Origin of the sequence: Methyloceanibacter sp. (assembly GCF_050728395.1) — a bacterium.
In the GTDB taxonomy this organism is placed as follows: domain Bacteria; phylum Pseudomonadota; class Alphaproteobacteria; order Rhizobiales; family Methyloligellaceae; genus Methyloceanibacter.
In genome coordinates, this window is record NZ_JBOHJB010000017.1 from 1 (window position 1) to 12,074 (window position 12,074).

Annotated in this window: 12 protein-coding genes; 7 read left to right on the forward strand and 5 right to left on the reverse strand. The window is 61.1% G+C overall.

All coding sequences use genetic code 11. The features are described from left to right. Together ACREC7_RS04785 and mcrC are read left to right on the forward strand one after the other, a co-directional pair. Positions 1 to 752: AAA family ATPase (locus tag ACREC7_RS04785; RefSeq protein WP_431554552.1), on the forward strand; the 752-nt coding region annotated here is incomplete at its 5' end. A gap of 9 nt (positions 753 to 761) precedes the next feature. Further along, entirely contained in the window at positions 762 to 1,865 is a 1,104-nt protein-coding gene (mcrC, locus tag ACREC7_RS04790) for a 5-methylcytosine-specific restriction endonuclease system specificity protein McrC (protein ID WP_431554553.1), read from the forward strand. 82 nt (positions 1,866 to 1,947) lie between these two features. Here mcrC and rnd read toward each other — a convergent pair whose 3' ends face one another. After that, positions 1,948 to 3,195 carry a ribonuclease D gene (rnd, locus tag ACREC7_RS04795; RefSeq protein WP_431554554.1) on the reverse strand — a complete coding sequence of 416 codons (1,248 nt, stop codon included), beginning with the start codon at positions 3,193 to 3,195 and terminating at the stop codon, positions 1,948 to 1,950. 478 nt (positions 3,196 to 3,673) lie between these two features. On the opposite strand from rnd, the gene aspS reads away from it, so the two are divergent. Both aspS and ACREC7_RS04805 read left to right on the forward strand, forming a co-directional pair. Then, positions 3,674 to 5,482 (forward strand): aspartate--tRNA ligase, encoded by a 1,809-nt coding sequence (gene aspS / locus ACREC7_RS04800; protein WP_431554555.1) that lies wholly within the window; start codon positions 3,674 to 3,676, stop codon positions 5,480 to 5,482. A gap of 143 nt (positions 5,483 to 5,625) precedes the next feature. Continuing rightward, positions 5,626 to 6,063 carry a hypothetical protein gene (locus ACREC7_RS04805; protein ID WP_431554556.1) on the forward strand — a complete coding sequence of 146 codons (438 nt, stop codon included), beginning with the start codon at positions 5,626 to 5,628 and terminating at the stop codon, positions 6,061 to 6,063. Between the two features lie 165 nt (positions 6,064 to 6,228). On the opposite strand, the gene ACREC7_RS04810 is transcribed toward ACREC7_RS04805, so the two are convergent. Beyond that, complete coding sequence (locus ACREC7_RS04810) at positions 6,229 to 6,534, reverse strand: hypothetical protein (protein WP_431554557.1); 306 nt, start codon at positions 6,532 to 6,534, stop codon at positions 6,229 to 6,231. 125 nt (positions 6,535 to 6,659) lie between these two features. Here ACREC7_RS04810 and ACREC7_RS04815 point away from each other — a divergent pair, with 125 nt between their 5' ends. Further along, on the forward strand, positions 6,660 to 7,418 hold the full coding sequence (locus ACREC7_RS04815) for a ceramidase domain-containing protein (protein WP_431554558.1): 759 nt from the start codon (positions 6,660 to 6,662) through the stop codon (positions 7,416 to 7,418). A gap of 32 nt (positions 7,419 to 7,450) precedes the next feature. On the opposite strand, the gene ACREC7_RS04820 is transcribed toward ACREC7_RS04815, so the two are convergent. Together ACREC7_RS04820 and ACREC7_RS04825 are read right to left on the reverse strand one after the other, a co-directional pair. After that, positions 7,451 to 7,609, reverse strand: a complete 159-nt coding sequence (locus ACREC7_RS04820; protein ID WP_431554559.1) for a DUF3309 family protein — start codon at positions 7,607 to 7,609, stop codon at positions 7,451 to 7,453. A 142-nt stretch (positions 7,610 to 7,751) separates the two neighbouring features. Beyond that, positions 7,752 to 8,471, reverse strand: coding sequence for a peroxiredoxin-like family protein (locus tag ACREC7_RS04825; protein WP_431554560.1), 720 nt, complete (start codon positions 8,469 to 8,471; stop codon positions 7,752 to 7,754). 318 nt (positions 8,472 to 8,789) lie between these two features. On the opposite strand from ACREC7_RS04825, the gene ACREC7_RS04830 reads away from it, so the two are divergent. Next, a complete protein-coding gene (locus tag ACREC7_RS04830) occupies positions 8,790 to 10,922 on the forward strand; it encodes a molybdopterin-containing oxidoreductase family protein (protein ID WP_431554561.1) in 2,133 nt (710 codons plus the stop codon). 3 nt (positions 10,923 to 10,925) lie between these two features. On the opposite strand, the gene ACREC7_RS04835 is transcribed toward ACREC7_RS04830, so the two are convergent. Further along, a complete protein-coding gene (locus tag ACREC7_RS04835) occupies positions 10,926 to 11,267 on the reverse strand; it encodes an antibiotic biosynthesis monooxygenase family protein (protein ID WP_431554562.1) in 342 nt (113 codons plus the stop codon). A 208-nt stretch (positions 11,268 to 11,475) separates the two neighbouring features. Here ACREC7_RS04835 and ACREC7_RS04840 point away from each other — a divergent pair, with 208 nt between their 5' ends. Next, positions 11,476 to 12,000, forward strand: a complete 525-nt coding sequence (locus ACREC7_RS04840) for a Dps family protein (protein WP_431554563.1) — start codon at positions 11,476 to 11,478, stop codon at positions 11,998 to 12,000. Positions 12,001 to 12,074: the final 74 nt, after the last annotated feature.

Below are 12,074 nucleotides of genomic sequence, written 5' to 3' on the forward strand. Positions count from 1 at the left end.
CTGCGAAGCGATTGGGATTCTTACTCATGGGGCAGAAGGATGAGAACAAGCTCCGCGCAGTCCAGTTTCACCCCAATCTATCATATGAAGACTTCGTACGAGGGTGGCGGCCGACCGGCGACGGAAAGCTCAACATAGCAGAGGGAATTTTCATGGAGGCGATCAAGGCCGCCTCCAAAGACTTCTCATCTCAGTATGTCGTCGTGATCGAGGAGATCAACAGAGGCAACCCGGCGCAGATTTTCGGGGAACTGATAACACTTTTGGAGGCAGGAAAGCGGACACCGAGCGAAGCGTTAGAGCTCGCTTATCCGGATGCTGACGGCAGGCGACTGCCTGTGCACATTCCAGAAAATCTCTACGTGATCGGCACCATGAATATTGCTGACCGCTCACTGGCGCTAGTAGATCTCGCTTTTCGTAGGCGCTTCGCATTCGTGACGCTCGAACCAAAGCTCGGTGACGCTTGGCGACACTGGGTAGTCAAAGAATGCGGGGTTGATCCAACACTCGTCGGAGACATTGAACGCCGGATAACTGCACTCAATCAACAAATCGCCGACGAACTCGGCAATCAATTTCGCATTGGCCACAGTTACGTCACGCCACCGCATCGCCTCGAAAGCGGAACTACCAAAGAATGGTTCCGGCAGGTGGCCGAAACGGAAATCGGTCCGCTTCTGGAAGAATACTGGTTCGATGCACCGAAGCGCGCCGAAGAGGCGCTCGATCAGCTCATTCGAGAGTGGTGATCGATATCGATGACCCGCACTAGCATTGGGATTGGCTATGTCGGACGCATTCCCGTCCGTAATCTCTGGCTTCTCATGTTGTATGCATCGGATTTGTTTCGCACACGAAAAAGTGGTCGTGTGGGGCTAGAGGACAGTGTCGATGAATTGCCCGACCTAGTGGCAGAAATCCTGGCCGACGCCGTTGAAAAGCGCCAGCGCCGCAATCTCAGTATGAGCTACCAATCTTCGGAAGGCATCCTTGGGCGAGTTCGTGGGCGGATCGACGTCCTGAAGACCGAGTGCAATCATCTTCTTTTGCGTGGTCGGGTCGCCTGCAGATTTGAAACACTAACAATCGACACACCACGCAACCGTTTTGTCCGTGCGGCCTTGGAGGCGATCTCCCGTGTGGTGCAACGGAGTGAATTGGCTCATTACTGCCGAAAACTTGCAAACGATATGAAATCGCTGGGAGTGTCAGGCAATCCACCTACGCGTATGCAGCTGAGCAAAGATCGTTTCGGCCGCCATGATGCCGATGATCGGATCATGGTTGCTGCGGCCAAATTGGCCTTTGACCTTACGCTACCTAATGAAGCCGTAGGATCTAATTTCCTGCCCCTGCCTGATAAGGAGGAGCGCTGGGTCCGTCATCTCTACGAAAGAGCGGTCGGCGGATTTTACGAGGTCGTGTTGAACCCCAAGAAATGGCAAGTCACATGCGGCAAAAGGCTTGCGTGGCAGATCGAGAAGAAGACGTCGCAGATCGACAAAGTTCTACCGATGATGCGCACGGACGTGATTTTGGAGGATGCTCACGCGTGCCGACGTATTGTCATCGATACGAAATTCAATACCGTTTTGACCAAGGGTTGGTATCGAGAAGAGAGCTTGCGAAGCGGATACCTGTACCAAATGTACTCATACCTACGCTCACAAGCAGGTCTCGATGTGCTCGCTGATCGAGCTCAGGGCTTGTTCCTGCATCCAACCGTCGAGCAGAAGGTTGACGAGACGGCAGTGATCCAAGGACACGCAATTCGGTTTGCCACTGTAGATCTAACAGGTACCGCATCAGAAATTCGGTTCGAGTTACTGCGTGTGTGCGATCCTTGGCTGCCCGAGGAGTAACGGCGCATATTGGGGAGTTCCCAGCATCCGCTTCGGTCTCGGCAGGCTGCCCAGCTTCGTGCTCTACCTGCCGATTACCACCTCAATCCTCGCGAGCCTGCTGGTCTCGCTTGTTCTTTGGCTCGCCCGCCGGTAGCACCGTGACCTCGCTCCCTTTGATGACGAGGGCGAGCTCGCCCCGCTTCAAGGCAAGCGCATCGTCGCCGAACAGCTTCCGCCGCCAGCCGCGCAGAACCGGCACGTCGATGTCATCGGAGCGGGCGATCTCTTCCAGCTCATCGCTGGTCGCGATCAGCTTCGGCGCCACCCCATGTTTGCCGGCGGTTGCCTTGAGCAGCACCCGCAGGAGGTCGACTACGGCTTGCGCCTCCGGCGGCATCGGTTCGCCGCGCTCGATCGGCGGGATTGTCTTTGGATCGCGCTCGAGCCCCTTGGACACCGCCTCGAGCACGGCGCGGCCGCGCATGGAGCGGGCGAAGCCGTTATGCAGGGTCCTGAGCGAGCCGAGATCCTCGGTTGTCCGCGGCGCTTGGCTCGCAATGTCGTAAAGCGCCTCATCCTTCAGGATGCGGGCGCGCGGCACGTCCTGGCTCTGAGCCTCGCGTTCGCGCCAGGCGGCAAGTTCCATGAGCACGGCCAGAGACTTCGGCGTCTTGATCCTCATCTTGAGTCGCTTCCAGGCGTGCTCGGGATGAAGCTCGTAGGTCGCAGGGTCGGTGAGCACCGCCATCTCCTCGTTGAGCCAGCTTGCGCGCTCCGACCGGTCGAGCTGGCTGCGGAGCTTGGGGTAGAGATCGCGAAGATGCTCAACGTCGCCGAGCGCATAGGTGAACTGGCGCTCGGAGAGGGGCCGGCGGCTCCAGTCGGTGAAGCGCGAGGTCTTGTCCAGGTTGCGGTTCAGCAACCGCTTCACCAGCATCGAGTAGCTCACCGCCTCGCCGAAGCCGCAGACCATGGCGGCAACTTGCGTGTCGAAGATCGGACGCGGGATCACCCGCGCCAAATGATGGACAATTTCAACGTCTTGGCGCGCCGAATGAAAGACCTTCAGTACCTGCTCGTTGACCATCAGATCGAAAAAGGGCTGAAGGTCTAGACCCGGCGCGAGACTGTCCACCAGGATCTCAGTGCCGTTCGCCGCCATCTGAATGAGGCAGAGCCGGGGCCAAAAGGTCTGCTCGCGCATGAACTCGGTGTCCACCGCCACAAAAGGGGCAGCGCCAAGCCGTGCGCAAGCCTCGGCCAGGTCCTCGGTGCGGGTAACGAGAGGCATCGGGTGCGGATATAGCTTAAGCCGCGGCTCAAGGCCAAGTGCGCCGATCGACGTCAATCGACTTACCCCGTACTTTGATCGCCGGGGGCCCAGCGCCCGCCGGTAGCACCGACCGCAGGAAGCCGGGGCGATGGTTCTCTGACTCGGTTACTGGCAGAGGCGGCGATGGGCCGCAGGGCTCATGGCTCGTGGTTAAGCCGATCGCTCAAACACGCGCTTGTTGCGCTGACTTTACCTGATCGGTCGCTTGCTCAAGGCTCGGCCGCGTGTGGTCGGCGTCCGACATGTGCACGAGCGAGGACACCAACGAGAAGAGTGCCACGAGCCCCGCGAGTGCCCAGGCCTCAATGGGCAAACGCGTTCTTATGGGAAGGCTCTCAACAATCCTAAACATTGAAATTCTCCCTCAATGTGCCGCATGGCCAATAAACTCGGGCGCGCTCGCTTTGTTCCAGAACCGCCGCTTGCCTTGACAAGGCGGGTCGTCCCATGCGCTGTTCCGGCGCGATCCTCCCATCAACTTTGTCCTCCTGTCATGCACCCCTATCGCACCAAAACCTGTGGCGAGTTGCGGAAAGAGAATGTCGGCCAAACCGTCAGGCTCTCCGGCTGGGTGCACCGCGTGCGCGACCATGGCGGGTTGCTGTTCATCGATCTTCGCGACCATTACGGCATCACCCAATGCGTGGTCGATCCGGCTTCGCCGGCCTTCGCCGAGGCGGAAAAGCTGAAACCGGAATGGGTCGTGCGCGTCGATGGCGAGGTCGTCGCGCGCTCCGCCGAAACCATCAATCCAAGTCTGCCAACCGGAGAGATTGAGGTCAGGGCCAAGGCGTTCGAGGTGCTGTCGGAGGCGAAGGAGCTGCCGTTGCCGGTGTTCGGCGAGCCTGACTATCCGGAGGAGACGCGGCTCAAATATCGCTTCCTCGACCTCCGCCGCGAGAGCCTGCACGCCAACATCATGAAGCGGCAGGCGATCATCTGGTCGCTGCGGAACCGCATGCGGGAGGCTGGCTTCTTCGAGTTTCAGACCCCGATCCTCACGGCCTCCTCGCCTGAAGGCGCGCGCGACTATCTCGTGCCGAGCCGCGTGCATCCGGGGAAATTCTACGCGCTGCCCCAGGCGCCGCAGCAGTTCAAGCAGCTGATCATGATCGCCGGCTTCGATCGCTATTTCCAGATCGCGGCCTGCTTCCGCGACGAGGACGCCCGGGCCGACCGCTCGCCTGGGGAGTTCTATCAGCTCGATCTCGAAATGAGCTTCGTCACGCAGGAGGACGTGTTCGACACGGTCGAGCCGATCATGCGCGGGTTGTTCGAGGAATTCGGCGGCCACAAGGCGGTGACGCCGAAATTCCCGCGCATCCCTTATGCCGAGGCGATGCGGCAATACGGCACCGACAAGCCCGATCTGCGCAACCCGATCGAGATGCAGGACGTGACCGAGCATTTCCGCGGCTCCGGCTTCAAGCTGTTCGCCGGCATGATCGAGATGGACGAGAACACGCGCATTTGGGCGATCCCCGCGCCGGGCGGCGGCTCACGCGCCTTCTGCGACCGCATGAACGCCTGGGCGATCGCCGAGGGCCAAAGGGGCATGGGCTATATCAGCTTCGAGAAGGCGGCGAGCGGCGCCGCCGCAGAGGCCGATCCTCCCGGCAAGGGGCCCATCGCCAACAACCTCGGCCCTGTGCGCACCCAAGCAATCCGCGAGCAGCTTGGCCTGAGGGGCGGCGACGCCGTGTTCTTCATCGCGGGTCTGCCTAAGGAGTTCGTCGATTTCGCCGGCCGCGCGCGCACGAAGCTCGGCTCGGAGCTCGGCCTTATCGCTCACGATCGCTTCGAGTTCTGCTGGGTGGTCGATTTCCCCATGTATGAGTGGAACGAGGAGGAGAAGAAGATCGACTTCTCACACAATCCGTTCTCCATGCCGCAAGGCGGCTTCGAAGCGCTCGAGAGCATGGAGCCTGAAGACATCCTCGCTTTGCAATACGATCTCGTCTGCAACGGCGTGGAGCTGTCCTCCGGCGCCATCCGCAACCATAAGCCCGAGATCATGGAGAAGGCCTTCGCCCTTGCCGGCTATTCCAAAGACGATCTCGAGCAGCGCTTCGGCGGCATGTTGCGCGCGTTGCAATATGGAGCGCCGCCCCATGGCGGCATCGCGCCCGGCATCGACCGCATCGTCATGCTGCTTTGCGGCGAGGAGAATCTGCGGCAGGTCGTCATGTTCCCCATGAATCAGCAGGCGGAAGATTTGCTTATGGGCGCACCTTCCGAAGTGAGCGCTAAACAGTTGAAAGAACTGCATATTCGGCTCGCCCTGGAGCCCAAGAAGCAGTAAGAAAGTCTCTCAACCAAAAACCGAGATCGCCGCGGTGATGGCCACTTTGGACAGTTGCCGGTAGGCCGATTCCTTTCTTATGCTTGGGCGCGGCAGTTAAGCCCCTCTTGCCAGAGCCGCGCTGCACGCCATTGGAGGGTAGTATGGTCGATGGTCTGATGCGCGGCCCTATCGTTGCAGCGCTTCTCCTTCTCGCGGCAGGGGGTGCCGAGGCTGCACCGGCCGGCGCGCTTAACACCGACGCCTTTCTTGCTGCTTGTGTCGCCGATCCCGTGGTCACCGACGAGCCTGGCTTTGCGGCGAGCGGCGGCAAGGCCACGCCGCAACTCTATTGCGAGTGTATCGCCGGAAAGTTCAAAGATAAGAAGATCAGCCAGTCCGACGTCGACATGATGACCAAGATGCACAAGGACGAGATCACCGACGAGGACGCGGCGAACTATCCCACCCTCGAAGAGCTGATGGCGAAAAACGAAGGATTCGAGGACGAGTGCAAAACGAGCCTCGGCATGCCGCAGAGCGACGACAACGACGAAGAAGGTCCTCCCATCAACGAGGAAGACATCCCGCAGGACGAATAGAGGAGGGCCGTCCTTCGACAGGCCATCCTCATCCTGAGGGCGAGCTGAGCGAGCGACTCTAAGAAGAGGATGGCCAGCTCAGGATGAGGGCAGCCGTCGCGAAGGATAAGGCCCATGCTTCAAGACGCGCATCTCGATGCGCTCCTCGGCATGAGGATGGATGTCCTATTGAGGAAACACGTCGTAGCGCCGCCAGAAATCGATCGTCGCATTTCTCAGCGTGAAATAGCAATTGAAGCCGCAAGGAACCCAGGTCCCTCCTGGCAGCCGCACCTCATCGCCGCGCGGGCCGCTGCGGACCGGCGCCGAGATGGTCTCGGAAGGATATAGGTCGCTCTGAACGGTGATGTGGGGATGAGCGGGGTCGGTAACCGGCTGCCGCCATCGTTCCGCGTCGGCAGGTCCGGCGCGGACGCCCACGCCGAGCACGACCACGCCGACGACAATCGCGACAGTGTTTGCGGGCTTCACAATAAGTCCCCCAAGCTCCGGCCTTTCAAAGTCGAGCATAGGACGCGAAGGGGGGAATTGAAAGGCGGCTAGCATGGAACTTTCGCAGGCCAACGAGCCTTCCTAGCGCTGGGAGGAGGAGCGCCATGGGCCTGAGCGAGCACGTGTTCCTTTATTGCGAGCGGGGCAGCAGCGACGCGCTCTTAGCCGAGCCGTTCAACGCCGCAAGCAATGCCGCCTTTTTGCTGGCGGCGCTCGTCGCGCTCCTGCTGTTGTTGCGCCGGCCGAGGGAGATGCGGAGCGCCGACCATTTCCTGCTCATCGCTCTTGTGTTCGTGATCGGGCTCGGCAGCCTCGCCTTCCATCTCTTGGCCGACCGGGCGTCCTTGCTCGCCGACGTCATCCCCATCGACCTTTTCATGCTGGTCTATCTCGGCTTTGCGCTGAACCGCTTCTTGGGCGTGGCACCGGGCTGGACCGTGCTCACGCTGATCGGCTTTGCGGCAATTGTGTTTTTGACCATGCAGCTCAAATGCTGGGGCGGCGGCATCGGCTTCCCAGGTTCAGAGGTCACCGGCGCCTCTGAGTGCCTGAACGGCAGCCTCGTCTATCTGCCGGCGCTGCTCGCCATGGCGATCGTCGGAGGATTGCTCGCCGAACGGAAACATCCGGCCGCCCCCTTCATTCTCTGGGCGGCGTTGATCTTCGCCATCTCGGTGACGTTCCGCTCCCTCGATCTTGCGTTGTGCGACGCCTACCAGTTCCAAGGGCGCAAAATCGGCACGCACTTCGCCTGGCATCTGTTGAATGCGCTGGCGCTATTCCTGCTGCTCAGGGCGAGTCTTGAAATCGGTGTCCGCCAGCCGACAGGGTTCTTGTCAAACGAGAATCGCGAGTCTGCATAGCCAACCCGCGATCCCCTGACGTCGTGGCCGGGCTAGAGCTTCCCAAGCAACAGTAGGATCAAGAGGATAATCAGGATCAGGCCGACGATGCCGGACGGTCCATAGCCCCAAGCCCGGCTGTGGCCCCAGGTCGGAATGACGCCGAGCAGGATCAGAATCAGAACGATGACAAGAATTGTGCCGAGTGACATGAGCATTCCCCCCAATTGCGACGGCTGAGTTTAGAGCCTCAGCGAGGGGGGCCGGTAGGAAAACTTTAGCCGCCGCGGCTTTTGTCCCGCTTGTTTAGCCTTGCCTGGCAAGCGCCTGAACGAAGCTGATCGCGGCATAGGCTCAGTCCTGGGCGGCTTCGCGCACCGCTTTCACGATGTCCTCGGTCCGCATGCGGTGGCGGAAGTCGGGGTCGACGAAGCGGGTTTTGACCCGGCCGTCGCTCCCGACCACGAGGGTGGCCGGGATGGGCAGGAACCAGCCGCCATTTCCCTGGAACTGGGCAAGGTCGATGCCAAAGCCCCGGTACATGTCCATGATCTTTTGCCCGACCCAGAACGCAAGCCCCAGACTGAGGGCATAGCCGAGATCCATGTCGGTGAGCACGCGGAACGGCACCCCGCGCGTTGCCTGAAGGTTGCGCGCATATTTGGCGGTCTCAGGCACGATGGAGACCACGTCGCCGCCGGCAGCGACGATTTCGGGATAGGCCCGGGCGAGCGAATGAAGCTCGAGCCCGCAATAGTCGCACCAGGGCCCGCGATTGAAGCTGATCACGAGCGGGCACTTGTCCAGCAGTGCGGCAAGGTCGACAAGCTTCCCTTCGCTGTCGGTCAGGCAGAAATCAGGCAAGATCTCGCCGACCGCGGGCACTTGGTTGCTTGAATGGACATTGTCGGCGATGCGGGCAACGAGCTGATCGTAGGTCGCCTCAAGCTCGGGAAGCAGAGCGCGCGACTCCCCGAGGTAGACCTTGAGCCGTTGATCCAAGGGCGCCGGGAGATGGTCCGCCTTCAGAAACGCCTCCGCGAGCGCCTGGTCGAGGGATTTTGCCTGGTTCAACGGCGCCTCCGGAGGCAGCGGTATACGGGCTCAATGTGCATTGTGCTTAAGCAATGCCGGGCCGCCTAATCGTTACGAAGGGGGCTGATTTCGGCCATTTGAGCGCGGAGGCCGTCGCCCGCAAGACAAATATATGAAAGGCTCGGGCGCTTTCGTCCAGTCCCCTTTTGTCCGCGTCGCCTAGGCTTCGCGGAGCCCCCGCCAAGGTCTTGGATCTTCTCCTTCTTGCTGATCGACAAGCGCGCGGCGCGTCCTTAGGCTGATGCGATTGCCGGCCAGCAGAAGCCGGCGTGCAAGTTTCTAAGGAGGGCTCAAGGCATGAACGATCAGCCTGCACGCAAAACGTTCTTCGGCGGGTGTCCCCATGACTGCCCCGACACCTGCGCCATGGTTTACGAGGTGGAGGACGGCAAGCTGGTGGAGGTGCGCGGCAACAAGGATCACCCGATGACGCGCGGCACTCTTTGCGTGAAGCTGAAGGACTACCACGACCATCACTACAATCCCGACCGCGTGCTCTATCCTTTGCGCCGTTCGGGGCCGAAGGGCTCGCGCCAATTCACCCGCATCTCCTGGGGCGAGGCGATCGCCGAGATCAGCTCGCGCTGGAAGGACATCATGGCGAAATACGGCAGCCAGGCGATCATGCCGTACTCCTATCTCGGCAATGAGGGCCTGGTGCAGGGGCTCACGGCGGGAGATGCCTTCTTCAACAAGCTCGGCTCGACGGTGAACGAGAAGACGTTCTGCGCCTCAGGCTCTTCCACCGCATGGCTGCTCACGGTCGGCCCGACCGGCGGCGTCGATCCGGAGAGTTTCGTCCATTCGAAATATATCGTGATCTGGGCGTGTAACTCGATCTCGACCAACCTGCACCATTGGCCCTTCGTGCTCGAAGCGCGGAAACGCGGCGCCAAGGTCGTGGTGATCGATTCCTACCGCTCGCGCACCGCCAAGCAGGCCGATTGGCACATCATGCCGAAACCCGGCACCGACGGCGCCTTCGCCATGGGGGTGATCGCCGCGCTGATCGAGAATGGCCTTGTCGACCGCGAGTGGGTGGAGAAGCACACGGTCGGCTTCGAGGAGCTTGCCGAGCGCGCCAAGGAGTTCACCCCGGCTTACGTCGAGCGCGTCACCGGCGTGCCTGCGGCCGATGTCGCCCGCTTTGCTCAGGACTTCGCCAAAGCCCAGCCTTCCGTGATCCGCATGGGTGTGGCGCTCGAGCGGCACGCGGGCGGCGGTCAGACCATCCGCGCCGTGTGCGCCATCCCAGCGCTCGCCGGCTCATGGCGCCATGTCGGCGGCGGATTGTTGCAGATGCCGCTTTGGGAGTTTCCGGTCGATTGGGCGCGCGTCTCGCGTCCGGATTTCATCAGGTCAGGCACGCGGGTGGTCAACAACCTCCAGCTTGGCCAGGCGCTGACCGGCGAGATGAAGCTCGATCCGCCGATCATGGGCCTTTACGTCTACAACACCAACCCGGTGAGCCAGGCGCCGCAGACGAACAAGATCGTGAAGGGGCTGTCGCGCGAGGATCTGTTCTTCGTGACGGCCGAGCATTTCGTCACCGACACCGCGGCCTACGCCGATATCGTGCTGCCGGCGACCATGGCCGGAGAGCACGACGACATGATGTTTTCCTGGGGGCATTTCTATCTCACCATCAACGAGAAGGCGATCGAGCCTTGCGGCGAGGCGAAGTCCAACGCCGAGATTTTCCGACTGCTTGCGGCGGGCATGGGCTACGACGACGACCAGTTCAAGATGGGCGATATGGAGCTCGCCGAGCACTATGTGAAATGGGACGCGCCGCAGATGGCCGGCGTCGGCATGGAACATTTCCGCAAGCACGGTTATTTCCATCTTGCCGTCGGCACGCCAGACGACCGGCTGCCGCACGCCAACGGAAATTTCCCGACGCCCTCAGGCAAGGTCGAGTTCATGGTCAGGGACGCCAAGAACTTCGTCGCGCCCCCGTTCCGCATGATGTACGAGGCGATGCAGTCGGGAGAGGACGTCGATCCGCTGCCTGGCTATGTGCCGCCGCGCGAGAGCCCTGACAGCAATGCCGCACGCGCTGCGGACTATCCGCTCAACATCATCTCGCCGAAGAGCCACGGCTTCCTCAATTCCTGCTACGCCAACGAGCCGCACAAGATCAAAGGCCAGGGGGAGCAGTTCGTCATGCTGAGCCCGAAGGATGCGCAAGAGCGCTCGATCCGCGAGGGCGATCCGGTGCGGGTGTTCAACGATCGCGGCGACTTCGAGGGATTCGCCCGCGTCACCGACGACGTGCAGGAAGGCGTGATCGTCGCCACGCTCGGCTATTGGCGGAGCATGAACCGCTCGGACGGGTCGGTGAATTCGATCTCCTCCGACGCCTTTTGCAGCCTTGGCCGGGCGCCGACCTTCTCGGACAATCTGGTGCAGGTCACCCGGGTCAACTGATCGTCACTCGGCGGCGACGCCTGCTCCGGCGTCGGTCTTTACTTCCTGCAGGACGGTGAAGCCCTCGAATTCGGGATGACCGAGATAGAGCGGCTTGCCGGCACCGGCGCTGGAATGGGCTTTGCGGAAAGCTTCCGACCGGGTCCATGCCTCGAAGTGCTTCTGCGAGCGCCAAACGCTGTGAGAAGCGTAGAGCACGTGGTCGTCTTTTTCCGGGCCTTTGAGCAGGTGGAAGACCATGAATCCCGGCACCTGCTCGAGATGCGTCTTGCGCGTCAGCCAGACTTGCTCGAAGTCGTGCTCAGATCCTTTGTGGACCTTGAACCGGTTCATAGCGATAAACATGCCATACTCCTTTGCGCGGACGCCCAAAGCATAGCGAAGCCCGCCTTGGGCCTCAATTCCCGGGGCAAACCTTGGTTCTTTCCGGGTGCGGACATGAACCGCAATTGCCATTATTTTGCAACGAATTCAGCAAGCGGCAACAAGCGCATTTGCAACTTGCTGCCACATAGATGCGTTATCGCACCATTCCCGCCAAGGAGACATGCACATGGATAAGGACGTAAAGGAGCGCCGCAAGGCGCCACTCCAGACCCCGACCGATCTCGGCAGCAATGCCAGTCGCGATATCACCGCCGCGCTCAACACGCTACTCGCCGATATGTTCGCGCTCTATTTGAAGACCAAGAACTTCCACTGGCACGTCAGCGGACCGCATTTCCGCGACTATCACCTGATGTTCGACGAGCAGGCCGACCAGATCTTCGCCACCACCGACGATATTGCCGAGCGGGTGCGCAAGGTCGGAGGCCTCACAGTCCATTCCATCGGTGAGGTCGCCCGTCTCAAGCGCATCCCAGACAACGACGCAGACTATGTCGATCCGCTCGACATGCTGGCCGAGCTCCGCTCCGACAACCAGGCGGTGATCACCGCCTTGCGCGAGACCCACGCGCTTTGCGACGAGGAGAACGACGTGGCGACCGCGAGTCTCATCGAGAATTGGATCGACCAGGCCGAACGGCGCGTGTGGTTCCTGTATGAGACGGCCCGCCGGGGCGCTCCGGGGCATTAGGCCAAGAGCTTTTAGATTCGACGGCTTGGAAAGCGGGTGCATTCGTAAAGGGTGCGGCCGCTTCCCACACCCGG